The organism is Oerskovia merdavium, assembly GCF_014836755.1.
Lineage (GTDB): Bacteria > Actinomycetota > Actinomycetes > Actinomycetales > Cellulomonadaceae > Oerskovia > Oerskovia merdavium.
In genome coordinates, this window is sequence record NZ_JACSQF010000007.1 from 66362 (window position 1) to 90355 (window position 23994).

Consider the following 23994-nt stretch of genomic DNA (forward strand, 5'->3'; position numbering starts at 1 on the left):
GACGTACCGTCGAAAGATGAAAGGCACGGCCAAGCAATGAAGCACACCACGCCGGAGACCGCCCCCCGCTCGGGAGGCGCCCAGACGGTCGCCCCGTCGTCCCAGCGCAGCAAGGTCAAGAGCACCGCGACCGCGCTCCTCGTCCTCGCGACCGTCCTGGCCGGAGCCCTGGGCCCCATGCAGGCGGCGGTCAACGGTCAGCTCGGCAAGACGATCGGAGACGGCCACGCGGCCGCCCTCATCTCGTTCGGCACGGGCCTGGTCCTGATGTTCGTCATCGTGTTCGCGCGTCCCGTGACGCGTCGCGAGGCGCTCGCGATCCCGCGCCTCATCAAGGGCCGCACGATCCCGTGGTGGAACTTCCTCGCGGGCCTGTGCGGCGCGGTCATCGTCCTGTCCGAGGGCGTGACGGTCGGCGTCCTGGGCGTCGCGACGTTCCAGATCTCGCTCATCTCGGGTCTCGTGATCTCGGGCGTGATCTGCGACCGTCTGGGCGTCACGGCCTCGGTCAAGCAGCCGCTCACGTTCTTCCGCCTCGCCGGCGCGGTCCTCGCGATCGTCGCGACGGTCATCGTCATCTCGCCGAACTTCTCGGCCCCGCACACCATCGCCCTCGCGATCATGCCGTTCGTCGGCGGTCTCCTCGCCGGCTGGCAGCCCGCGGGCAACGCGGCCGTCGCCGACGCCACGGGCTCGATGCTCGTCTCGATCGGCTGGAACTTCCTGGTCGGCTTCACGGCCCTCGGCATCGCCTACGCGATCCGCGCCATGACCTCGGGCGTCGACTTCCAGCTCCCCGGCTCGTGGTGGATGTACCTGGGCGGCCCGCTCGGCCTCCTCTCGATCGCCCTCATGGCCCTCCTGGTCCGCGGGCTGGGGCTGCTGCTCCTGGGGCTCGCGTCCACCGCGGGTCAGCTCGTCGGCTCGCTCCTCATCGACGCGGCGATCCCGTCGCTCGGCCACACGATCTACGCCGCCACGATCATCGGCACCGTGATCGCGCTGATCGCCGCGGTGATCGGCATGATCCCGTCGGGGAAGTCGCCGGAGGCGACAGCCGACACCGCAGTGGCCGCCGCCGTCGGCGGTGGTGAAGCAGGAGAGGTGAGCCCGCGATGAACGTCACGCCGGCAGGGTTCGTCCAGACGGTCACCGGACCCGTCGCCGCACAGGACCTGGGGCTGACCCTGCCCCACGAGCACCTGTTCAACGACCTCTCCGGTGTGCTCGACGCGCCGAGCTACGAGTTCTCCCAGGCCGTGGTCCGCGAGCCGGTCTCCGCCTCGGTCGCCTGGGCGCTGCGCCAGGACCCGTACTGCTGCGCCGACAACATCGCCGACAAGCCGGTCGCGGCCGTCGAGGCCGAGATCCGCAGCTTCGCGGCCCTCGGTGGGCGGACGGTCGTGGACGCGACGTCGAGCGAGGCGATCGGGCGCAACCCCGAGCGCCTGCTCGCCGTCGCGAGCCGCACGGGCCTCAACGTGGTCATGGGGGCGGGCGCCTACCTCGAGAAGTTCGAGGGCGAGCGCATCACGGCCCAGTCGGTCGACGCGCAGGCCGCGGCGATCTCGCGCGAGCTGTCCGACGGCGTCCGTGACACGGGCATCCGCCCGGGCGTCATCGGCGAGATCGGCGTCTCGCTCGACTTCACGGCGGGCGAGCGCGCCTCGCTCCGCGCCTCGGCGATGGCTCAGCTCGAGCACCCGCAGGTCGCGATGCAGATCCACCTGCCGGGCTGGCAGCGGCGCGCGCACGCGCTCCTCGACCTCGTGCTCGACGAGGTGGGCGTGCGGCCCGAGAAGGTCGTGCTGTGCCACATGGACCCCTCTGCCGAGGACCCCGAGTACCAGCGGTCGGTCGCCGAGCGCGGGGTCTGGCTCGAGTTCGACATGGTCGGGATGGACATCACCTACCCCAAGGAGGGGGTGTCGCCCGACCCGCACACGACCGCGGGCGCGGTCCAGCGGCTCGTCGACCTGGGGTTCGCTGGGCAGGTGCTCCTGAGCCACGACGTGTTCCTCAAGCAGATGTGGGTGCAGAACGGTGGCAACGGCTTCGCGTACGTGCCGACGGTCTTCACCGAGATGCTCGCCGAGCGTGGTGTCGAGCGCGAGGTGCTGCGCCGGCTGACGCACGACAACCCGGCGGCGATGCTGACGGCGTGACCGGGTGACCGGGTGACCGGGTGACCGGGTGACCGGCTGACCGGGTGACCGGCTGACCGCGAGGTAGAACGTGCTGCGCGAGGTAGTGCGCGGTGCGTTCTATCTCGCGCAGCACGTTCTACCTCGGCCCGGGGGCCCCACCCGGCCGCCGGCGGGGCGAGCGTCGGGCGGTCGGCGCGCGACGTCGTCGGGCCGGTGGAAAACTCGGCCCATGCGATTCCGGACGACGATCCTCCAGAGCGGCAAGACGGCCACCGGCCTCCCCGTGCCCGACGACGTGGTCACCGCGCTCGGCGCGGGCAAGCGCGTCCCGGTGCGCGTCACGCTCGGCGGGCACACCTACCGCAGCTCGGTCGCGCCGCACCAGGGACGGTTCATGATCGCGCTCAGCGCGGAGAACAGGGAGGCCGCCGGGGTGTCGGGCGGCGACGAGGTGGACGTCGAGATCGAGGTCGACGACGCACCGCGCGAGGTCACGGTGCCCGACGACCTCGCGGCAGCGCTCACGGCCGAGGCGCGTGCGGCGTTCGACGGGCTGTCGTTCAGCCGCCGGCGCGCGCTGGTCGAGCCGATCGAGGCCGCGAAGACCCCCGAGACCCGGCAGCGGCGGATCGACAAGGCCGTCGCGGAGCTGGCTCCCGGCGCGTAGGTCCCACGACGGAGATCCTCGGCAGGACGACGGTCGGCCCCGGTCCCCGGGGGCAGCACGTCCCTACTCCGAGCCCGCAGGCCCTCCCAGCAGCGCGAACGCGCTCTCCGCGGTGTCGACCAGCACCATCGGGTCCGCGAGCACGGCCGGGTCCGTGGCGGCGAGCTGCACCGTCACGACGTACGTGTCGCCCTCGGCGTCCTCCGCGAGCCACGAGCCCGCCAGGACGCCCGGCGCGCTGCCGCCCTTGAACGCGACGTAGGGCCAGGCCGTCGCGTCGACCTCGATGCCGGGGTTGACCGAGAGCACCTCACGGACCACGGGGTCCTGCTCGCCGCGGTCGTGCAACCAGACGTGCGCGGCGCACAGGTCCGACGACGTCGCGAACCAGTCGACGTCGTCCTGCCACACGGGCGTGGTCACTCCCGCGGGGTCGACGTCGAGGGGCCCGCCGGGCAGCGCGTCGAGCAGCGCGCGCCGTTCCGCGGTGCCGGCCGCGGCCCACCCGGTGGCCTGCGACGGTGAGCCCCACGCGATCGTGAACGCGTCGCGGGTCGTCAGGAACGGGGTGTTCAGGGACGGGTCGGCGTGCCCCAGCTCGGCCTGCGCGCGTTCGACGACGTCACGCCCCACGGCCTGGACCAGCAGGTCGGTCGCGGTGTTGTCGCTGATCGAGATCATGAGCCCGGCCGCCTCGCGCACCGTGACCACGGTGCCCGTGGGCGCGTCCTGGAGCTGGCCCGAGGGCAGCGACCGCACGTCGTCGGTCACGGTCAGCTCGTCGTCCCAGGTCAGCGTCCCTGCCTCGACGGCCTGCGACACCGCGCCCAGCACGTAGAGCTTGAAGATCGAGCCGAGCGGCAGCACCTCGTCCGGGTCCGTGCCGCCAGGGGCCTCCTCGACCGCCTGGCACGTCCCGTTGTCCAGGACCTGGGCCACGAGCAGCGAGCTCTGCGCGTCCACGGCGTCGAGGCGTTCGCCCAGCTCGTCCCAGCTCGCCGCGGGCTCGCGGTGCGGGTCGTCGCCCGGGCCGAAGAACAGGGTCTCGATGCGGCTGTCCGCATCGACACCGATCTGCATCGTGAAGTACTGCCCGCTCGCCCCGACGATCGTCAGCGCGGCCTGCTTCTCGTCCGCGTCGACCACGTCGGCCGAGACCGGCACCCACTCACGGTCTGCGCGGAGCTGGTCCAGGACGGGCACGAGCTGCGCGGCGGGCACCTGGTCCAGGAACGACCGGGCGAACCGCCGCTCGAGCGTCGCGGCGTCGGGGGAGGCGTCCGCGTTGAGCACCTCGAGCACCCAGCCGGCCGCCTTGCCGACCGTGCCGTCGGGCAGCGCGACCGCGGTCGGGGCCGCGCTCGGCGTGGGCGGCACCTCGGAGCCGTTCCCGGACGACGAGCACCCGGTCAGTGCGAGCCCCACGACGAGGAGGCCTCCGACGAGGGGTGAGCGACGGCGTCGGGCAGCAGAGAGGGAGGGCATCGAGACACCCTACGGAACGACCCTCGCGCGGCGGGTGCGGACCCGCCGGTGCCGCCCGACCCCGGTCTCAGGACGCGCGGGCCGCGAGCCGCGTCACGACGCGCTTGGCCTCGCGCCCCGCGAAACGGCGGGCGAACACGCTCGCGGCCGCAGCGGCCGCGGCGAACGTGACAGCGCTGATGATGCCGACCTCGGGGTCGTCCAGGTCCTTGGGGGCATCGTGCCCCGTCGCCTTGGCCCACGCGAAGCTCACGACCTTCTGCGCGACCCAGCCCGCGGCCAGCGTCAGGGCGACGGTCGCGACCTTCTCGGTGAGGGTCTGCTCGTTCTCGGCCATGTGGACCTCCTGGTGAGGGTGCGGCGGGCGGGGCGCGCCGCGCGTCGTGCACGTGCCCGACGGCGGAGCTCAGGTCCCACCGTAGCCGTCGCCCCGGGCGGGGCGCGCCTCGGGCGAGACCACACGCCGGACCCCTGCCCGCGCCGTCGGGCCGCGGTGTAAAGTCGCAGGTGAACGACAGGGGAGCGCCGACCGCCCGGAGACAACGGGCAACAGGCGCTGAGAGTGCGGACCACCGCAGACCCTCGAACCTGATCCGGTTAGCACCGGTGGAGGAAGTCGGGCTTCTCCAGCCTCGCTCACGGACCTTCCGTGCGCGAGGTCCCCCTCCTGTGACGTCCAAGGAGGACACGTGAACACCATCAGTACCCGCCGCGGCCCCGCTCACAAGATCGGCCTCGGCCTCGTCGGCGGGCTCAGCGCGCTGGCTCTCACCGCCTGTGCCGGGTCGACCGACACGGGCGCGGGCGACACCTCGAGCGCGGAGGCGAGCACCGTCACGCTCGTCACGCACGACTCCTTCAACGTGAGCGAGGACGTCCTCGCCGCGTTCGAGAAGGAGTCCGGGCTGACCGTCAAGCAGGTCGCTCCCGGCGACGGCGGAGCGCTCGTCAACCAGCTGATCCTGACCAAGGACGCGCCGCTCGGCGACGTCGTGTTCGGCATCGACAACTCGTTCGCGACCCGCGCGATCGACGAGGGCGTGCTCGAGCCCTACACGCCCGCGGGCCTCGCCGACACGGCGGCCCAGTACGCCGTCGGGGACGGCGAGCTGACCCCCGTGGACCTCGGCGACGTCTGCGTCAACGTCGACCACGCCTGGTTCACGGCAGCGGGCATCCCCGAGCCCGTGACCCTCGACGACCTGACCGAGCCCGAGTACAAGGACCTGCTCGTCGTGACCAACCCCGCGACGTCGTCGCCCGGGCTGTCGTTCCTGCTCGCGACCGTCGGCGCCTACGGCGAGGACGGCTGGGAGGGCTACTGGAGCAAGCTCAAGGACAACGGTGTCAAGGTCGCCGACGGATGGTCCGACGCCTACTACGTCGACTTCTCCGGCTCCGAGGGCAAGGGCCCGCGCCCCCTCGTGCTGTCCTACTCGACGTCGCCCGCGTTCACGGTCACCGAGGACGGCACCGAGACCACGACGGGTGCGCTGCTCGACACCTGCTTCCGCCAGGTCGAGTACACGGGCGTGCTGGCCGGGGCCAAGAACCCCGAGGGCGCCAAGAAGCTCGTCGACTTCCTCGTGAGCGACGCGTTCCAGGCCGACATCGCCGACAACATGTACATGTACCCGGCGGACGCGGACACCGAGCTGCCCGAGGGCTGGGCCGAGTTCGCGCCCCTGTCCCCGTCGCCCTTCGAGGTCGCACCGGCCGACATCACCGCCCACCGCGACGAGTGGATCAAGGCGTGGACGTCGACGGTGATCGGCTGAGCACGTTGCCCGTGAGCCGCGGCGTGCCCGCGGCGGTGCAGCGCGGCGGGCGGGTCCTCCTGTGGGGGCTCGCCGCCGGGTTGCCGCTGCTGTTCCTCGGGGTGTTCTTCGCGTGGCCCGTCGTGACGCTGATCGCCCGCGGGTTCGTCAGCAACGGCTCCCTTGACCTCTCCGGCTTCGCCGAGGTGTTCTCCGAGCCGCGGACCTGGCGGATCATCGGGCTGACGCTGTGGCAGGGCGTGCTCGGGACCGTGATCTCGGTGCTGCTCGGCGTGCCCGGCGCGTACGTGCTGTACCGGTGCCGGTTCCGGGGGCGCACGTTCCTGCGCGCGTTCGTGACCGTGCCGTTCGTGCTGCCGACCGTCGTGGTCGGGGTGGCCTTCCGCTCCCTGCTGGTCGAGGGCGGGCTGCTCGGGTTCCTGCGGCTCGACGGGACGTTCGGGGCGATCGTCCTGGCCCTCGTGTTCTTCAACTACTCGGTCGTGGTGCGGACCGTCGGCGGGCTCTGGGAGCACCTCGACCCGCGCGCCGAGGAAGCGGCTCGCGCCCTGGGCGCCTCGCCCTGGCGTGCGTTCCGGTCCGTGACGCTGCCGTCGCTGGCCCCGGCCATCGCGTCGGCCGCGTCGATCGTGTTCCTGTTCTGCGCCACGGCATTCGGGGTCGTGCTCGTCCTGGGCGGGGTCCAGTACGGGACCATCGAGACCGAGATCTGGATCCAGACCACGCAGTTCCTCGACCTGCGCGCGGCCGCGGTGCTCTCGGTCGTGCAGCTCGTCGTGGTCGTGGTCGCGCTGAGCGTCGCCAACCGGACCCGCACCCGCCGCGAGCGCGCGCTCCACCTGTCCGCGGCGACGTCCGCCGCCCGGCCGCTGCGCCTGCGGGCCGACGCGGCCCCGCTCGCGGTGACCGCCGTCGTCGTGCTGGGCCTGATCGCCCTGCCGCTCGTCAACCTCCTCGTGCGCTCGTTCCAGACCCCCGACGGCTGGAGCCTCGCGAACTACGCGAACCTCGGCACGACCGGCGGCCGCAACGCCCTGAGCGTGACCGTGTGGGAGGCCACGGCCAACTCGCTCCGGACCGCCGCGATCGCGACCCTGCTCGCGGTCGTGATCGGCGGGCTCGTCGCGCTCGTCGTCTCGCGGCGTCCGCGGTCGCGCACGGGGCGGCGGGCGATCAGCGCGCTCGACTCGGTCTTCATGCTCCCGCTCGGCGTCTCGGCGGTGACGGTCGGGTTCGGGTTCCTCATCACGCTCGACAAGCCGCTCGGCATCGACGTGGACCTGCGGACCTCGGGGCTGCTCGTGCCCATCGCGCAGGCGGTCGTCGCGATCCCGCTCGTGGTCAGGACCGTGCTGCCCGTGCTGCGCGCGATCGACCCGCGCCTGCGCGAGGCCGCCGCGACGCTCGGGGCGTCGCCCGCCCGCGTGTTCGCCGCGGTCGACGGGCCCATCGCGGCCCGGTCGCTGGGCCTCGCGATCGGGTTCGCGTTCGCGGTGTCGCTCGGCGAGTTCGGGGCGACGTCGTTCCTGGCCCGGCCCGACGCGGCCACGCTCCCCGTGGTCATCTTCCGGCTCATCGGGCGGCCCGGGGCGGAGAACTACGGCATGGCACTGGCCGCGAGCGTCGTGCTCGCGGTCCTCACGGCAACGGTGATGATGGTGGCGGAGCGCCTGCGCGGCGACCGCTCGGCAGGAGAGTTCTGATGGACGGAGCCACGGTGGTGGATCGGAGCGAAGGCCTCGACGGCTCGGCTGTGCCGCGCGTGCCGCACCTGCCGCACGAGCCGCACGACCCGACCAGGAGCCCGGCGGGCCGAGGGCTCACGGTGCGCGACGTCGTCGTGCACTACCCCGACCCGGCCTCCCCCCGGGGGCCCGGGACGACGGCCGTGCGCGGCGTGAGCCTCGACCTCGCACCGGGCGAGGTGCTCGCGCTGCTGGGGCCGAGCGGCTGCGGCAAGTCGAGCCTCCTGCGCGCGGTCGCGGGGCTCGAGCCGGTCGCGGGCGGGAGCATCGCGTGGGACGGGCGCGACCTCGCGGGCGTGCCCGTGCACCGGCGTGGGTTCGGGCTCATGTTCCAGGAGGGGCAGCTCTTCCCGCACCGGGACGTCGCGGGCAACGTCGCGTTCGGGCTCCAGATGGCAGGCGTCAAGCGGTCCGCGGCGGCGGGCAGGGTGGCCGAGCTGCTCGACGTCGTCGGGCTCTCCGGGTACGCGCAGCGGCCCGTCGCGACCCTGAGCGGTGGCGAGCGGCAGCGCGTCGCGCTCGCTCGCGCGCTGGCGCCCGAGCCGCAGCTCCTGCTGCTCGACGAGCCGTTGTCCGCTCTCGACCGGGGGCTGCGCGACCGGCTCGCGGCGGACCTGCGCGCGGCCCTCGTCGCGACCGGGACCACCGCCCTGTTCGTGACGCACGACCACGACGAGGCCTTCACCGTGGCCGACCGCGTGGCCGTCATGGACGCCGGCCGGTTGCTCCAGGTCGCGGCGCCCGAGGACCTGTGGCGTGCGCCGGCGTCGCGCCGGGTCGCGGAGTTCCTGGGGTACCAGGCGTTCGTCGCGCAGGAGGCTTCGGGCGGTGCCGGAGCCGGTGGCGAGCTGCTCGCGATCGGTCCGACGGGGCTCGTGCTGGTGCCCGCCGACCGTGGTCCGGGCGAGTCGTCCGACCACGGCCCGGGCGCGGCGCCGGACGGTCCCGACGGAGTGGTGGCGTGGACTGCGATCGGCACCGTCGTCCGCAGCGCCTTCCGGCGCGGTCGCACCGAGGTCACGGTCGAGGTGGACCTGGGGTCGGGTCCGCAGCGCGTGGTCGCGCTGGGCACGCCGTCGGCGGGCTCCGTGCCCGACGGCGCCACGCACCACCCGTTCGCTCCCGCACCGGGGGAGCGGGTCCGGGTCGCGCTCGACCTCGCAGGCTGTGCGGTGGTCCCGGCGGACTCGTGATCCGCTGGGCGCCGGTGCCGCCGACCATGCGGTTGTCGTCGGCCGAGCATGCGGTGGGCGTCCGATCCCGCGTCGCCTCGAACGACAACCGCATGCTCGGCACGGGGACCGGCAGAAGCACCACCCACCCTGCGACCGCCCGTCCCCGGCGTTAGCGTCGGAGCATGAGCGACGCCACGATCGACCACGTGACCGACCGTACCGAGGAGCACGACGGCAAGGCCGCGAAGATCCTGTACCGGCCGTTCGGGCTGATCAGCTCGATCATCGGGGGCCTGGTCGCGGGCCAGGTCTTCAAGCAGGTCTACAAACGCGTGTCTCCGGGCCACCGCAAGGACGCACCCACGCCGCTGCAGTCGGAGTACCCGCTGCGCGAGATCCTGGTCGCCGCACTGATCCAGGGCGCGGTGTTCTCCGGGGTCAAGGCCCTGATCGACCGCGGCGGGGCGCGAGCCTTCCAGAGGTGGACGGGGGAGTGGCCGGGGGACTGAGCAGCGTGACCCCGAGCCGTCAGTCGCCTCCGGCGTCCCGCACCAGCACGGCGAGCTGTGTCCGGTTCTCCAGGCCCAGCTTGTCGAGGACGCTCGACACGTGCGCCTTGACGGTCGGGACGCTGAGGTAGAGCTCGCGCCCGACCTCGGCGTTGCTCGCACCGCGCCCGACGGCGAGCGCGACGTCGCGCTCTCTGCCGGTCAGCAGGTCGAGCGACGCCCGCGCCCGTGCCCGCGCCTCACCGACCGAGGCGGCCGAGGCCATGAGACGTCGCGCGACGTCGGGCGACAGCACGGGCTCGCCGGCAGCGGCAGCGAGGACCGCAGCCGCGATCCGGGCCGGGGGCATGTCCTTGAGGAGGTAGCCGACCGCGCCGGCGCGGAGCGCGCCGAGCACCTCGTCCTCGGTGTCGAACGTCGTGAGCACGACGACGGCGGGCGGGTCGGTCCGTGCGCGCACCCTGGCGGTCGCGGTGATCCCGTCGACCCGAGGCATCCGCAGGTCCATGAGGACCACGTCGAGGGGGTGGGCGTCGAGGAGGCCGGGGACCTCCGCGCCGTCGGCGGCCTCGCCGACGACCTCGATGCCCAGCGTGCCGTGCAGCATCATGCGCAGGCCGGACCGCACCAGGGCGTCGTCGTCGACGATCGCGATCCGCACGGGTCGGGTCATGAGTCCCACGGTAGCGACACCGTGAGCCGGAACCCGGCACCCTCCGGGGCCGGCCCGGCGCGCACCTCGCCGCGCAGCAGCCCGGCTCGTTCGCGGAGCCCCACGAGCCCGGTCCCCGTGCCCTGGAGCGTGGGGACGTGCCCGGGCGAGGGGCCGTCGTCGGACACGTCGACCCGGACCTCTCCCGGAGCGACGACGACCGCGACGCGGACCGCACTGCCGGGAGCGTGCCGCCGGGCGTTGGTCAGCCCTTCCTGCACGGCGCGGAAGGCCGCGGCCTGCACGGTGGCCGGAACCCTGCCGAGGTCGCCGTCCAGCTCCCAGTCGACCTCGACACCAGCGAGCCGGGACTCGTCGACGAGCTGTGCCACGTCGGCCGGGCCGGGCGGCGGGCGCAGCGCGTCGGGCTCGGCGCGCAGCACGCCCACCACGTCCCGCAGGTCCTCGAGCGCGGCGCTCACGCCCTCCCGGACCAGGCCTGCGGCGCGGGCGACCTCCTCGGGCGGGGAGTCGGGCCGGAACTCGAGCGCCCCCGCGACGGTTGCGAGCAGCGACAGCCGGTGGGCGAGCGTGTCGTGCATCTCCCGGGCGATCCGCGTGCGCTCGGCCGTGCGGGCCTCCCGCACGCGCAGCTCCTGCTCGCGCTCGGCCCGCAGCGCCCGCTCGCGCAGGTCCGCGACGACCTGGGCCCTGGCCTGCGCGAACGCCCCCCAGCCGACGAGGGCGGCGTGCACCGCGGCGTCGCACAGCAGCCACCACCCGAGCGGGAGGCCCGTGGGGCGCCACAGCGCCTGGACGGCGTGCCCCGCGAAGCCTGCCGCGGCGACGAGCACCGCGACGCGCAGGGGCCGACGACGGGCCACCTCGAGCGTCGCGACCGTGGATGCGGGCGTCGCCGCGGGGGACAGTGCTGCGAGCGCCGCCAGCACGAGGGCCGGCACCACGGGGTCGCTGAGCGCCGCCGCGCCGTCCCTGGGGCCCGGTCCTGTACGGCGCGGTGACCACCACAGGAACGGGCTGAGGGCCACGGCGACCAGACCGACGACGACGTCGAGCACGACGCGCGGCCCGGGCTCGTCCGGCAGGGCACCCCACAGCATCAGGGCGGTGAGGGCGCCGACCGCGAGCACGGCCCCGGTCAGCACGGTCCGGGAAGGGGCCCGCGGCGGTGAGCACGGATCGTTCGGGTGGATGTTCATGCCGCCACCGTAGGAACCGGCGCGATGCCACCACCACCGACTTTCGGAGGGGGGAGCGGGCCGTCGGTCGTGGTGGGCGAAGACGTCGGCAGGGTCCGGCGCCGAGGTCCGCGGGCCACGGTGGGGACGTCGGCCGAGGGGCCGGCGACCGGCCCGAGCACCGCTCGGTCGGCTGACCGAGGGAGGCGTCATGGGCACGGACGATGCGGGCAGGACCGAAGCAGGCACGAAGGACGCGGGCGCGGACGGGCTCGACCCGGCCGCGGGGCGAGGGGCCGTGCGCCCCGAGACGAGGACGAGGAGGGTGCCCGGGTGGAGCGTGCCGTTGCTCGCCGCTGCGGCAGGGCTGCTCGTGTGGGGCGCCGGGACGGCGCTCGGGGTCGAGGCCGTCGTGCGGGGCGGGGCCGGTGACACGGTGGTCGGACCGGTCGCCGTGATCGTCACCGCGCTGCTCGTCGGTCTCGCGGGTTGGGGCGTCCGGTCGCTCCTTCGCCGGCTCGGCTCGCCGCGGGCCGGAAGGACCCCAGGTGAGCGGACCTGGCTGGTGACCTGCGCCGTCGTGCTCCTGGTGTCCCTGCTCGGTCCGCTGGGTGCGGCGAGCACGTCCGCGACCGTGCTCCTGGCCGCGCTCCACCTCACGGTCGGGGCCGTGGTCGCGCTGGGCCTGCGGCGCTGAGCCCCCATGGCCTGCGGCGCTGAGCCACGCGGCCCGACGGCGGCACGCACCCCGCGCGCGCAACGCGCCGGGGTGCGTGCCACGGTGGGAGGCCGGGACCGATGAGTTCGGCAGCGGCGCCCGGTCTCACCAGACGTACCCGCAGACCCTGAAGGGACCTCATCATGGCCAAGCTCGTCTCCACGCTGTTCAGCTCGCTCGACGGCGTCGTCGAGATCGACCCGACGTGGCACTTCCCGTACTTCGACGAGCACATGGGCGCCGCGGTCGACGAGGACTACACGGGCGTCGACGCGTTGCTCCTGGGGCGCGTCACGTACGACAGCTTCGCGGGTGCCTGGCCCGGTCGCGAGGAGGCGGGCGAGGAGGACGCGGTGTTCGCCAAGCGGCTCGGCGACCTGCGCAAGCTCGTCGCGACCCGGGGCGACGCGGACCTCGGGTGGCGCAACGTCGAGAAGGTCGACGGCGACCTGGTCGAGGCCGTGACCACGCTCAAGGAGACCCCGGGCATCGCCAAGGTCCTGGTCGCGGGGTCGATCTCGGTCGTCCGTCAGCTCCTCGCGGCCGGGCTCGTGGACGAGCTGAGCCTCCTGGTCCACCCGGTCGCGGCGCGCAAGGGGGAGCGGCTCTTCGACGAGGGGGACACGATCTACCCCTTGCGGCTGCTGCGCTCCGAGGTCTTCCCCACGGGTGTGGTGCACCTGGTCTACGGGCCGAGCGAGCTGCCCGGGAGCGAGGGGTACGACGAGGCCAAGGAGCACGTGCCGGGCGAGGCCTGAGCCTGCTGGAGGGGTGCCGAGCACGAGGTTGCGGTCGTTCTGGGCGTCAGGACGAACGCAACCTCGTGCTCGGCACCAGCAGTCCGAGCGTCAGCTCCGCTGCTCGAGGTACCACCCGATGAGCGCCTGCGTCGACGGGTCCTGCGCGGCCAGCGCGGCGGCGTCGCCCGTGACCGCCGGGGCGATCTCGTTCGCGAGCTTCTTGCCGAGCTCGACGCCCCACTGGTCGAACGAGTCGATGCCCCACACGACGCCCTGGACGAACGTGATGTGCTCGTAGAGCGCGATGAGCTGGCCCAGCACCGAGGGCGTGAGCGCGGGCGCGAGGATCGACGTCGTGGGGCGGTTGCCCGAGAACACGCGAGCGCTCACGAGGTCCTCCGCGGTGCCCTCGGCCCGGACCTCGTCGGCGGTCTTGCCGAACGCGAGCGCCTTGGTCTGCGCGAAGAAGTTCGCGAGGAACAGCGAGTGGACGTCGACGGGCTCGTCGCCCGCCGCGGTGTCGGCCAGCGGGTGCGCGGGGTTGGCCACGGCGATGAAGTCGGCGGGGACCAGGCGCGTGCCCTGGTGGATGAGCTGGTAGAACGCGTGCTGCCCGTTGGTGCCCGGCTCGCCCCAGAAGACCTCGCCGGTCTCGGTCGTGACCGGCGACCCGTCCCAGCGCACGGACTTGCCGTTGGACTCCATGGTCAGCTGCTGCAGGTACGCCGGGAAGCGGTGCAGGTACTGCGCGTAGGGGAGCACCGCGTGCGTGTGGGCCCCGAGGAAGTTGACGTTCCACACGTTGAGCAGGCCCATGAGCGCGGGCACGTTCTGCTCGATCGGGGTGGTGCGGAAGTGCTCGTCGATCGCGTGGAAGCCCGTGAGGAACTCCTCGAAGCGTGCCGGGCCGATCGCGATCGCGAGCGACGTCCCGATCGCCGAGTCGACCGAGTAGCGGCCACCGACCCAGTCCCAGAACCCGAACGCGTTGGCGGGGTCGATCCCGAACGCGGCGACCTTGTCGAGGGCCGTGGAGACCGCGACGAAGTGCTTGCCGACCGCGGCGGTCCGGGCCTCGTCCGAGTCCTCGAGGGCGCCGACGGCCGCGAGCTCGGTCCACAGCCAGTCGCGCGCGAGGCGCGCGTTCGTCAGGGTCTCGAGCGTCCCGAACGTCTTGGACGCGACGATGAACAGGGTGGTGCGCGGGTCGAGGCCCGCGGTCTTCTCGGCGACGTCGGTCGGGTCGATGTTGGACACGAACCGGACGTCGAGGTCCTCGGCCTTGTAGGGCAGGAGGGCCTCGTAGGCCATGACGGGGCCCAGGTCCGAGCCGCCGATGCCGATGTTCACGACCGTGCGCACGCGCTCGCCCGTGACGCCGGTCCACTCGCCCGAGCGGACCTTCTCCGCGAACGCGTAGACCTTGGCGAGCTCGGTGTGCACGTCGGCGTCGACGTCCTGGCCGTCGACCGTCAGCTCCGGCGAGGCTCCGGACGGCCGCCGCAGCGCGGTGTGCAGCACGGCGCGGTCCTCGGTCACGTTGATGTGGTCGCCGCGGAACATGGCGTCGCGGCGTCCGGCGAGGTCGACGTCCTGTGCGAGGCGCACGAGGAGCGCGATCGTCTCGTCGGTCACGAGGTTCTTCGACAGGTCGACATGGAGGTCGGCGGCGTCGAACGTGAGGCGCGCGGCGCGGCCCGGGTCCTGGGCGAACCATGCGCGCAGGTCTGGGTTCAGTGCGGCCTGGTGGGCCGTGAGGTCGGCCCAGGAGGGAGTGGTGGTGGCGTCGATCGGCGGTGTGCTCGCAGTGCTCACGATGGTCTCGCTGCTCCCTGGTCGGTGGGGGTCTTCGGGGGTCGCCCGGGTCTTGGCCGGACCCGACAACCGTAGGCCGCGACCTGCGGGGTTGTCCTGATGGCTCACGGTGCGAGCGGTTGTGAGGTGCGGTGCCGGACAGTCGGGCGCGCCCGACGGCGGATCGTCCGCCGGGTGCGCCCGTCGCCGCGCGCCGGCGGCAGGGCCTGCGACGGCCGCAGGATCGTCAGTCGAGGCGCTTCTGCCAGACGGCCGCGACCCCGACGGGCTCGAAGCCGAGCGCGACGTTGATCGCGAGCATGTGCTCGTTCTCCTGGGCGTTCCACGTGTTGATCCGGCGTTCGCCGGGTCGTCGATCCTCGTAGGCGCGCAGGTTGGCGATCTTGACGAGCATCCCGAGCCGGTGGCCGCGGTGCTCGCGGAGCACGAGCGTGTCCTCCTGGAACGCGAAGGGCACGTCGGGGACGGGCATCTGCACCACCGAGAAGGCTGCGAGCGTGCCCGTGTGTGCGTGCTCGGCGACCGTGATCAGCACGTGCTGGTGCCGGCCGGCGAGGTCGCGCAGGTGGCTGCGGACGCGTGCGGCGTCCCAGGGGCTCTCCGCGACGTCGAGGCCCGCGTTGGGGATGTCGGTGCTCATGCGCGTCCACAGGACCGCGACCTGGTCCTCCCACACGGTGGGCACCTCGTCCCACCAGGTGTGCAGCCGGTAGTCGTCGTCGGCCGCCTCGGTGGACCGCGCGTCGAGGGCGTCGAGCAGGGTGGGGTCGACCGGGAGCCGGAGGACCGAGGCGCGCTCGACCTGCTCGAGCGTGAAGCCCCGCCCGAGCGCGAAACGTGCCGGGCGTGACGCGACGGGCACGCGGCCCGCGCCCGTCGGTGCGTCGAGGGCGTCGGGACCGGGGGAGGGCTCGGGAGAGTGGTTGCTGAAGGTGATGACCGTGGTCCGGTCCGCGGCGCGCGCGATCTCCTCGACCCGTGCCAGGAGGGTGTCGCCGATGCCCTGGCCCTCGAGCCCGGGGCGCACCATGAGCGTGACGTACGCGAGGTGCGTGTTGCTCACGGTCGCGAGGTTGACGATCGCGGCACCGCCCACGTCGCGGGGGGCCGGGGCGGTGCCCTCGGTGAGCGGGACGTCGGCACCAGGGGAGGCGTCGGCTGCCGTCCCCGGAGCGCCGCCAGGAGCCTCTCCAGGGAGCGCGACGACCAGGATCTTGCGGTGGTACCCCTGCTGCTGGAGCGCCCCGTGGATCACGGGCAGGGGAGCCCACCAGTCGGTCCAGCCCCAGGTCGCGAGCTGCACGTCGTGCTCGATCTCGCTGTACGCCTGGTACGCCCAGATGTCGGGGTGCTCGAGCGTGGGCGGGACGGGAGGGGCGTCGACCGCGCGCCAGGTCGTGCCTGCGGGGGCCGCGGCCCCGGGAGAGGTCTCGGTGCTCGTCATGCGCTCCACTCTCGCGCCCGGGGGCCCGCTCGGGCCAGACAATAACGACACATCGCTCTCCGTCGGGCGGGACGGGCGAGCGGCCGGAGTCAGCACGCCGCGCCGCAGCAGCACGCCGCGCCGGCTCCGCTCACCGCCTCACGCGAGCCGCAGCTGCCACTCCGCGTCGACGCTCGCGACCTCGAACCCGAGCGCCTCGTTGATCGCGAGCATGTGCCGGTTCTCCTGCGCGTTCCATGTGTGGATGCGCCGCGACGAGGGCCGCACGCGCGCGAGCTCGTCGAGCACCGCGATCTTGACGAGCGTCCCGAGCCGGTGGCCGCGGTGCTCGCGCAGCACCAGGGTGTCCTCCTGCATGACGACCTGGGGCCGGTCGTGCGGGTAGGAGACCATCGAGAACCCGGCGAGCCGTCCGGTCGCGACGTGCTCGGCGACCGCGATGAGATACCCCTGCCCTCGGTCGGCGAACGACCGGGAGGCCGCGCGGACGCGGTCCGCGTCCCACGGGTCCTCCTCGAGGTCGAGCCCGCCCGAGGGGGCGTCGGTGCTCATGCGGGTCTCGAGCACGGCGAACTCGTCGATCCAGTCCTCCGGGACCGTGTCCTGCCAGAGGCGGACCCGGTACCGGTCGGCGGCGGCAGCACGGGCAGCCTCGCGCAACCGGGCCACGACGTCCTGGCGAGGAGGCAGCGAGATCGCCGAGTGCCGCATGACCTGCTCGAGCGAGAACCCGCGAGAGAGCGCGAAGCGGGTGCCCGGGTCGTCGAGCGGGACGCGTCCGCTCCCGGTCGGCGACTCGAGCGCGCCGGGCCCCGCAGGGGGTTCGGGCGAGTGCGACGAGTCCGACAGGATCACGGTGCGTCCGGCCTCGCGCGCGATGCGCAGGCCCTCCTCCCAGAGCGCTGTACCCACGCCTTGGCCACGGTGGTCGGGGTCGACCCCGGCGTACACGATCGCGACGTGCGTGTTCCCCTTCTGGGGAAGGCCCACCATGCCGCGCCCGACGACGTCGCTCGCCGCCGGGGTCCGGTCCGGTTCGCCGCCACGGGCGCCGTGGGCTACCGCGACGAGCCGGACGGTCTTCTTGTACTCCTGCTGGGCCGTCATGCTGACGAGCGTGGTCGCGGCGTCCAGCGCGAGGTCGGTGTGCCCGTGGATCTCCCGGTCGACGGCCTCTCCCACACGGACGGTGCCGTGCACGCCCCACGCCTCGGGTGCGTCGAGCGAGTCCGGGACCGGCACGCGCAGGACGCGCCACGCCGTCGGGCCGGAGACCTGGTCCTCCGCAGGGGCCGCGGTCTGCGACGGGCCGCTCACGCGCCCACCCGCTTCTGCCAGCCCGCGTAACCGCCGGCAGGTGTGAAGCCCAGGTCGATGTTGATCGCGAGCATGTGGTCGTTCTCCTCGGCGTTCCAGGTGTGGATACGTTCGGTCGCGGGCCGGCGCACGGCGAGCTCGTCGAGGTTCACGACCTTGACGAGCATCCCGAGGCGGTAGCCGCGGTGTTCGCGCAGCACCAGGGTGTCCTCCTGGAACGCGAAGGCGGGGCGGTCCTTGGGGTAGGCGAAGACCGAGAACGCGGCGAGCGTGCCGGTCGGGACGTGCTCGGCGACCGTCATGAGCAGCCCGTGCCCCTTGCCGAGCAGCTCGTCGACCCAGACGCCCACGCGCTGCGCGTCCCACGGGTCCTCGCGGAAGTCGATGTCGCCCACCGGGGCGTCGGTGCTCATGCGCGTGAACAGCGTCCCGACCTGCTCGCGCCGGTCCGGGGGGACGTCGTCCTCCCACACGAGCGTGCGGTAGTCGGGCCCGGCGGCCTGGACGGCCCGCGTGCGCAGGCCGTCCAGCAGGGTGGGGTCGACCGGCAGCGCCAGGATCGAGTGGCGCTCGACCTGCTCGAGCGCGTAGCCCTTGCGTGCGACGAAGCGCGGCCCGGGGGCGTCGGCAGGGACGCGCCCGGCGCCCGTGCGCGCCTCGAGGGCCCCTGGTCCGGGCGGCGGCTCGGCGCCGTGCTGGGTGTCCGTGAACAGGACGGTCCGGCCCGCGTCGACGAGGATCTTCTCGCCCGTCTCCCACAGGGCTGTCCCCAGCCCCTGCCGACGGGCTGCCGGCCGGACCTGCACGGACAGCTCGCCCAAGTGGGTGTTGCTGCTGGTCGGCAGTGCGAGTGCCAGGTGGCCGAGCACGTCCTGCGGTCGCGGGGTCTCGGGTGCGTCCGCGCGGACGGCGACGAAGCGCTGCTTGGTCGTGTACTGCTGGCTGTCCATCCCGGCAAGGATGTCGCGTGCCTCGTCGGCGAGGTCGTCGTAGCCGTGGATCTCTGTCGTGACCTCGGCCTCGACCTGGGCGATGCCCTGGTACGCCCAGGCGTCGGGGGAGTCGAGGCTCGGGGGGTGCGGTGCCTCGAGGACCCGCCAGGTCGTCGTCGACTCGGTCGGTGGGCTCATGGTCCCAGCGTGCTCCGCGGAGAGCGAGCGGTCCATGGTTTTTCTGGGTGCGCCCGCGTCGTCGGACGCCGGAAGGCCCGGCCCTCCGAGGGTGCCGGGCCTTCCGGGATGCTGCGGGGAGCCGTCAGGTGCCCGACGGCGGAGCGAGGGTCAGGCCCTCGACCTGCGGCCCGAGATCAGACCCCAGACGAGCAGCACGACGAGCGATCCGATGAAGGCCCAGAACCACGTCGAGAAGGACCAGAACTCCTGGTTGGGGTCGGAACCGAACGCCCGGCCGATGAACCCGCCGACGAACGCCCCGACGACACCGACGACCAGTGTCACCACCCAGCCTCCGCTGGCCTTGCCGGGCATGATCGCACGAGCGATGGCTCCCATGATCAGACCGATGACGATCCAGGACAGAAACCACATAGTCACTCCGTTCGTCCGGGCGACGACCCGGACGGTGCGAGTCCGGCCGGGAGCGTCGGTTCCTGCTCACCGTGGCACGGTTGGGCGGTGCTCGCACGCCCAAAGGCGACATTCGCCGCAGAGGCGCTCTGCGCCGTCGGGCCGTGACGACCGGTCCCGCGCGGGTCGGGAGCCGCCTACGCTGGGGTGGTCCGACGTCGGGAAGGGAAGTGACCATGCGGGTCGACAGCTGGCTCTGGGCGGTCCGCCTGACCAAGAGCCGATCGGTGTCCACGGCCGCGTGCCGCGCCGGTCACGTCAAGGTGAACGGGACGCGGGTCAAGCCCGCGGCGAACCTCAAGGTCGGCGACACCGTGACCTACCGCGGCGAGCGCGAACGGATCGTCGAGGTCGTCCAGCTGCTCACCAAGCGCGTCGGCGCGCCCGAGGCCGCGAAGGCGTACGTCGACCACAGCCCACCGGTGCTGCCGCGCGAGGCGGTGCCGTTCGTGCCGGTGCGCGACCGCGGGGCAGGGCGCCCGACGAAGCGTGAACGACGCGAGATCGACAAGCTGCGCGGGCGCGACCTGCCCCCGGTGGGCTGGGTCGACGAGGACGACTAGTCGACCCCGAACTCCATCGCGGCGCGGTCCAGCGCCTCGTCGAGCTCGGACGAGGAGGTGCCGCGTGACGCGATGGCCTCGGCGCCGCCCTCGGGCATCTGGCCGATGAGCTCGGTCTGGCCCGTCCCGATCAGTGCCGCGTGCTGCGCGCCGACCATGCCGAGACCCGCGTACTGCTCGAGCTTGGCGCGCGAGTCGGCGATGTCGAGGTTGCGCATGGTGAGCTGGCCGATCCGGTCCGTGGGACCGAACGCCGAGTCCGTCGTGCGCTCCATCGACAGCTTGTCGGGGTGGTACGAGAAGTTGGGGCCCGTGGTGTCGAGGATCGAGTAGTCCTCGCCGCGACGCAGGCGCAGCTTCACCTCGCCCGTGATCGCGGCACCGACCCAGCGCTGCAGCGACTCGCGGATCATGAGGGCCTGCGGGTCGAGCCAGCGGCCCTCGTACATGAGGCGGCCCAGGCGGCGGCCGTCGTTGTGGTAGCTCGCGACCGTGTCCTCGTTGTGGATCGCGTTGACGAGGCGCTCGTAGGCGATGAACAGCAGCGCCATGCCCGGGGCCTCGTAGATGCCGCGGCTCTTGGCCTCGATGATCCGGTTCTCGATCTGGTCGGACATGCCGAGCCCGTGGCGGCCGCCGATCGCGTTGGCCTCCATGACCAGGGCGACGGCGTCCTCGAACTCCTGGCCGTTGATCGCGACCGGGCGCCCCTTCTCGAAGCGGATCGTGACGTCCTCGGTCGCGATCTCGACCGCGGGGTCCCAGAAGCGCACGCCCATGATGGGCTCGACGTCCTCGAGGCCCGTGTCGAGGTGCTCGAGGGTCTTGGCCTCGTGCGTCGCGCCCCAGATGTTGGCGTCGGTCGAGTAGGCCTTCTCGGTGCTGTCGCGGTACGGGAGGTCGTGGGCGAGCAGCCACTCCGACATCTCCTTGCGCCCACCGAGCTCGGTGACGAAGTCGGCGTCGAGCCACGGCTTGTAGATGCGCAGGTTCGGGTTGGCGAGCAGGCCGTAGCGGTAGAACCGCTCAATGTCGTTGCCCTTGAACGTGGAGCCGTCGCCCCAGATCTGGACGTCGTCCTCGAGCATGGCCCGCACGAGCATGGTGCCGGTCACGGCGCGGCCGAGCGGGGTCGTGTTGAAGTAGGAGCGCCCGCCCGAGCGGATGTGGAACGCGCCGCACGTGATCGCGGCCAGCCCCTCCTCCACGAGTGCTGCGCGGCAGTCGACGAGGCGGGCCAGCTCGGCACCGTAGGCCATGGCGCGGCCCGGCACGGAGTCGATGTCCGGCTCGTCGTACTGCCCGATGTCAGCGGTGTAGGTGCAGGGCACCGCACCCTTGTCGCGCATCCACGCGACGGCGACGGAGGTGTCGAGCCCCCCGGAGAAGGCGATGCCGACGCGCTCGCCGGCCGGAAGTGAAGTGAGTACCTTGGACACGACTCAAGTATATGCAGACGATTGCATATTCATGCAATCGGAACGGCGAGAAGGCCCGTCCGAGGCCGCCTGCTGATCCAGGCGGGCTCCGGACGGGCCCTCGTGATGCTCCCGCCGCCACGTTCTCCAGCGCGTCGACGGGACGATCGTCACCTCAGCAGGCGCCGAGGTTCTTCCACACGCCCCACTGGCCGCTCGTGCCCGGGTTCTCGCCCGTGGTCCACCACTTGGCCTCGTACCTCGTGTTGTCGTACGAGACCCGGGCGCCGCCCGTGTAGACCGACCCCGCCGACCAGGCCGGGTCCGTGCACGTGCCGTTGCCGGTCGTGCCGCCGGTGCTTCCGGTCGGGTCGCCGCCCGTGGGGTTGCCGCCGGTCGGGTCGCCGCCGGTCGGGTTGCCCGTGGGGTCGCCGCCGACGGTGATGTCGACGCAGTTGTAGAACGCGTTGACGGTGTTGGACACGTTCCACCGGGCGAGCACCGTGTGGTTGCCCGCAGGCAGGTTCGTCAGGGTGTGCGAGATGTTGCTCGGAGGCTGCGCGCCGCCCTGGCTGAACGTCTGGTGGAGCTTGCCGTCGACGAAGTACTCCCACGTGCTCGTGTTGTGGGCCGCCGTGAGCTTCCACTGGAACGTCACCGTCGAGCCGACGCTCTTGCGGGGCCAGGCCTTGCTGTTGTCGTCGAGGACGGTGAACCCGCTGCCGCCCGAGCACTGCATCGACCCCTTGGGTGCCTCGACGCTCTGCGGCTCGTACTGCACCCCTCCGCAGCTGAAGGACACCGCGCCCGTCGCGCAGTTGTCCTGCCGGCTGGGCGGGGACGTGATCCACCCGTGCGCCGAGGCGCTCGGTGCCACGACGATCGGGGCCGCGATCGCGGCCACCCCGAGGACGGCGGCGATCATCGCCGCGCGTAGTCGTCTCATGTTTCTCTTCTCGCTCTCCATGGAAGTCGGTAGGCCCCATTGCCGGGCGACCTACTCATGTCGAATCGGACATCTTCGACGCTAAGGAAAGAAACAGGCAGGCACAATCCGGTAAAGCACGTAGGGGGTCCTACGTATCGGGCGCGCACAGAAATGGCGCCGTGCCAGGAGAATTCCCGCCCGGGCGCCATTTCCGCGCGCTTCGTGCACGGTACCTCACGCCCTCACGGGCGCATCGAGCGTCAGCAGGCGCCGAGGCTCTTCCAGGGGCCCCACTGCGCGCCCGCGCTGGGAGCCTCGCCCTTGGTCCACCACTTGGCCTCGTAGACCTGGCCGTCGAGCGACACCTTGGTGCCGCCCGTGTAGACGGCGTTGGTGTCCCAGGCCGCGTCGGCGCACTGGCCGGGCGTGCCGCCCGTGGTGCCGCCGGTCGTCCCGCCGGTCGTGCCGGTCTCGCCGCCGGTCGTGCCGGTCTCGCCGCCGGTGGTGCCGGTCTCGCCGCCCGTCGTGCCCCCCGTGGTCCCGCCACCCTCGACCGTGATGTCGATGCAGTTGTAGAACGAGTTGACCGTGTCGGCCACGTTCCAGCGCGCGAGGATCGTGTGGTTGCCGGCAGGCAGGTTCGTCAGGGTGTGCGAGATGTCCTTGGGCGGCTGCGCGCCACCCTGGTCGTACGTCTGGTGCAGCTTGCCGTCGACGAAGTACTCCCACGTGCTCGTCGCGTGGTTCGCGGTGAGCTTCCACTGGATCTTGACCGACGAGCCGACCGTCGTGCGCGGCCAGGGCTTGCTGTTGTCGTCGAGGATCGTGTAGCTGCTGCCGCCGCTGCAGGTCGTGCCGCCGTGCGGGGCCTCGACGCTCTGCGGCTCGTACTTCAGGGTGCCGCAGTCGAAGGACACGGCGCCGGTCGCGCAGTTGTCCTGACGGCTCGGCGGGGACGTGACCCAGCCGTGGGCGGAGGCGGCGGGCGCCAGCACCACGGGGGCGACGATGGCGGTCGCGCCGAGAACGGCGGTGATGAACGCCGCGCGAAGTCGTCTCATGTGCATCTCGCTTTCATTGTGGTGGACGGCGAGACGCAGGGCCTCGGTCCACCTCGACCAGAACGCTGCGACGGTAGGTCAGCGGTCGTCGCGTCTTCAAATGGTCGACAGGGGTAGGGGAAATCACGTAGTCGCGCCGTCGTGGTGCGTGGAACGGCTACCTGGTGCGGATCGGGAGCGAGGATTCCAGGGGCGTGCGATGCCCGTGAGATCGTTTCGACGATCAATCGTGTGGAGAACACCTAGATGACCGGAACGTCCGATCTTGGACAAGCGCCGCGTCGGCAGGTCGGCGGGACCGGGTCTCCGGCGTGACGTCACGGCCGCGGGAGAGGTCCGCCGGCCGCCTCGGGCGAGCGCCGCCGTCGGGCGGGGGACGAAAGTCCCTGCCCCCAGGGACCGTCGTCCGTGGCCCGGGAGGCGCGCAGCCGGGAGGCTGGGAGCATGCCGAACCGTGGAGAGAACCTGACTGCTGCCGTCGTGTACGAGTCGATGTTCGGGAACTGTGAGAAGGTCGCCCGCCAGATCGCCGCCGGCATGGCCACGGGCGTTCCCGTCAAGGTCGTCGACGTCGCGGACGCCGTGGCGGACCCCTCGCTCCTCGACGACGTCGACCTCGTGGTCGCGGGCGGTCCGACGCACTCCATGTCGATGAGCCGTCCGGGGACCCGGGCGGAGGCCGTCCAGCGCTCGGGCGGCACGGTGCCCGCCCGCAACGTCGGGCTGCGCGAGTGGTGCGTCGCGCTGCCCGAGCACTCCGAGGGGGCCGGCCCGCGCTGGGTCACGACGTTCGACACCCGCACGGCCCTGGGGCGTGCGATCCCGAGCTCGGCGTCACGCGCCGCGGCCCGGATCATCACGCGCAAGGGGTACGAGATGCTCGTCCCGCTCCGCTCGTTCCTCGTCGAGGACGCCGCGGGGCCGCTGGTCGACGGGCACATGGAGCAGGCCTACGTCTGGGGCGAGTCGATCGCCGCGGCGTTGCGCGCGAAGGCGCCGCTCACGGTCTGAGACCGTGGGTGCAGGACGGCCCCACCAGCAGCCGAG

At 72.7% G+C, this 23994-nt stretch carries 23 protein-coding genes and 1 riboswitch; of the genes, 11 read left to right on the forward strand and 12 right to left on the reverse strand.

Going from position 1 to position 23994, the window contains the following annotated elements; genetic code table 11:
• The first annotated feature begins 36 nt into the window (after positions 1–36).
• The 3 genes from H9641_RS08340 (at position 37) to H9641_RS08350 (ending at position 2814) form a co-directional block, all read left to right on the forward strand.
• Complete coding sequence (locus tag H9641_RS08340) at positions 37–1119, forward strand: DMT family transporter (RefSeq protein WP_191802755.1); 1083 nt, start codon at positions 37–39, stop codon at positions 1117–1119.
• Positions 1116–2165 carry a phosphotriesterase family protein gene (locus tag H9641_RS08345; RefSeq protein WP_191802757.1) on the forward strand — a complete coding sequence of 350 codons (1050 nt, stop codon included), beginning with the start codon at positions 1116–1118 and terminating at the stop codon, positions 2163–2165. Before H9641_RS08340 ends, H9641_RS08345 begins: the two co-directional genes overlap by 4 nt.
• Positions 2166–2376: 211 nt before the next feature.
• On the forward strand, positions 2377–2814 hold the full coding sequence (locus tag H9641_RS08350) for a YdeI/OmpD-associated family protein (RefSeq protein WP_191802760.1): 438 nt from the start codon (positions 2377–2379) through the stop codon (positions 2812–2814).
• Between the two features lie 63 nt (positions 2815–2877).
• On the opposite strand, the gene H9641_RS08355 is transcribed toward H9641_RS08350, so the two are convergent.
• Positions 2878–4299 (reverse strand): serine hydrolase, encoded by a 1422-nt coding sequence (locus H9641_RS08355; protein ID WP_191802762.1) that lies wholly within the window; start codon positions 4297–4299, stop codon positions 2878–2880.
• Between the two features lie 67 nt (positions 4300–4366).
• On the reverse strand, positions 4367–4636 hold the full coding sequence (locus H9641_RS08360; protein WP_191802764.1) for a DUF4235 domain-containing protein: 270 nt from the start codon (positions 4634–4636) through the stop codon (positions 4367–4369).
• A gap of 169 nt (positions 4637–4805) precedes the next feature.
• Positions 4806–4931, forward strand: a riboswitch (TPP riboswitch).
• Positions 4932–4988: 57 nt separating this feature from the next.
• On the opposite strand from H9641_RS08360, the gene H9641_RS08365 reads away from it, so the two are divergent.
• The 4 genes from H9641_RS08365 (at position 4989) to H9641_RS08380 (ending at position 9506) form a co-directional block, all read left to right on the forward strand.
• Positions 4989–6077: a thiamine ABC transporter substrate-binding protein gene (locus H9641_RS08365; protein WP_191802766.1), complete on the forward strand. Its 1089-nt coding sequence runs from the start codon at positions 4989–4991 to the stop codon at positions 6075–6077.
• 11 nt (positions 6078–6088) lie between these two features.
• The gene (locus H9641_RS08370; RefSeq protein ID WP_404821932.1) at positions 6089–7780 is read left to right on the forward strand and encodes an ABC transporter permease; all 1692 of its coding nucleotides are present in this window, start codon (positions 6089–6091) and stop codon (positions 7778–7780) included.
• Positions 7780–9015: an ABC transporter ATP-binding protein gene (locus H9641_RS08375; RefSeq protein WP_191802768.1), complete on the forward strand. Its 1236-nt coding sequence runs from the start codon at positions 7780–7782 to the stop codon at positions 9013–9015. Before H9641_RS08370 ends, H9641_RS08375 begins: the two co-directional genes overlap by 1 nt.
• A 164-nt stretch (positions 9016–9179) precedes the next feature.
• On the forward strand, positions 9180–9506 hold the full coding sequence (locus H9641_RS08380; protein WP_191802770.1) for a DUF4235 domain-containing protein: 327 nt from the start codon (positions 9180–9182) through the stop codon (positions 9504–9506).
• 19 nt (positions 9507–9525) lie between these two features.
• Here the strand turns inward: H9641_RS08380 and H9641_RS08385 are convergent, their stop codons facing one another.
• Entirely contained in the window at positions 9526–10179 is a 654-nt protein-coding gene (locus H9641_RS08385) for a response regulator (RefSeq protein WP_191802772.1), read from the reverse strand.
• Entirely contained in the window at positions 10176–11378 is a 1203-nt protein-coding gene (locus H9641_RS08390) for a sensor histidine kinase (RefSeq protein WP_225220187.1), read from the reverse strand. Before H9641_RS08390 ends, H9641_RS08385 begins: the two co-directional genes overlap by 4 nt.
• Positions 11379–11568: 190 nt before the next feature.
• On the opposite strand from H9641_RS08390, the gene H9641_RS08395 reads away from it, so the two are divergent.
• A complete protein-coding gene (locus H9641_RS08395; RefSeq protein WP_225220188.1) occupies positions 11569–12054 on the forward strand; it encodes a DUF6069 family protein in 486 nt (161 codons plus the stop codon).
• Between the two features lie 164 nt (positions 12055–12218).
• On the forward strand, positions 12219–12833 hold the full coding sequence (locus H9641_RS08400) for a dihydrofolate reductase family protein (RefSeq protein ID WP_191802774.1): 615 nt from the start codon (positions 12219–12221) through the stop codon (positions 12831–12833).
• A gap of 90 nt (positions 12834–12923) precedes the next feature.
• On the opposite strand, the gene pgi is transcribed toward H9641_RS08400, so the two are convergent.
• From pgi to H9641_RS08425, 5 genes are all read right to left on the reverse strand, one after another.
• A complete protein-coding gene (pgi, locus tag H9641_RS08405) occupies positions 12924–14630 on the reverse strand; it encodes a glucose-6-phosphate isomerase (RefSeq protein WP_191802777.1) in 1707 nt (568 codons plus the stop codon).
• A 226-nt stretch (positions 14631–14856) separates the two neighbouring features.
• On the reverse strand, positions 14857–16074 hold the full coding sequence (locus tag H9641_RS08410) for an N-acetyltransferase (RefSeq protein ID WP_191802779.1): 1218 nt from the start codon (positions 16072–16074) through the stop codon (positions 14857–14859).
• A gap of 138 nt (positions 16075–16212) precedes the next feature.
• A complete protein-coding gene (locus tag H9641_RS08415) occupies positions 16213–17391 on the reverse strand; it encodes a GNAT family N-acetyltransferase (RefSeq protein ID WP_191802781.1) in 1179 nt (392 codons plus the stop codon).
• Complete coding sequence (locus tag H9641_RS08420) at positions 17388–18521, reverse strand: GNAT family N-acetyltransferase (RefSeq protein WP_191802783.1); 1134 nt, start codon at positions 18519–18521, stop codon at positions 17388–17390. Before H9641_RS08420 ends, H9641_RS08415 begins: the two co-directional genes overlap by 4 nt.
• 150 nt (positions 18522–18671) lie before the next feature.
• Complete coding sequence (locus H9641_RS08425) at positions 18672–18938, reverse strand: GlsB/YeaQ/YmgE family stress response membrane protein (protein WP_191802785.1); 267 nt, start codon at positions 18936–18938, stop codon at positions 18672–18674.
• Positions 18939–19153: 215 nt separating this feature from the next.
• Between H9641_RS08425 and H9641_RS08430 the strand changes: the two genes are divergently transcribed.
• Positions 19154–19540 (forward strand): RNA-binding S4 domain-containing protein, encoded by a 387-nt coding sequence (locus tag H9641_RS08430; protein WP_068626931.1) that lies wholly within the window; start codon positions 19154–19156, stop codon positions 19538–19540.
• Here the strand turns inward: H9641_RS08430 and argG are convergent.
• The 3 genes from argG to H9641_RS08445 form a co-directional block, all read right to left on the reverse strand.
• Positions 19537–20979, reverse strand: a complete 1443-nt coding sequence (gene argG, locus H9641_RS08435; protein WP_068626930.1) for an argininosuccinate synthase — start codon at positions 20977–20979, stop codon at positions 19537–19539. The two genes, H9641_RS08430 and argG, sit on opposite strands and share 4 nt — an antisense overlap.
• A 154-nt stretch (positions 20980–21133) precedes the next feature.
• Positions 21134–21904, reverse strand: coding sequence for a lytic polysaccharide monooxygenase (locus H9641_RS08440; protein WP_225220189.1), 771 nt, complete (start codon positions 21902–21904; stop codon positions 21134–21136).
• A gap of 242 nt (positions 21905–22146) precedes the next feature.
• On the reverse strand, positions 22147–22947 hold the full coding sequence (locus H9641_RS08445; RefSeq protein WP_225220190.1) for a lytic polysaccharide monooxygenase: 801 nt from the start codon (positions 22945–22947) through the stop codon (positions 22147–22149).
• A 444-nt stretch (positions 22948–23391) separates the two neighbouring features.
• Here H9641_RS08445 and H9641_RS08450 point away from each other — a divergent pair, with 444 nt between their 5' ends.
• Positions 23392–23958, forward strand: coding sequence for a flavodoxin family protein (locus H9641_RS08450; RefSeq protein ID WP_191802791.1), 567 nt, complete (start codon positions 23392–23394; stop codon positions 23956–23958).
• The last annotated feature ends 36 nt before the right edge of the window (positions 23959–23994 follow it).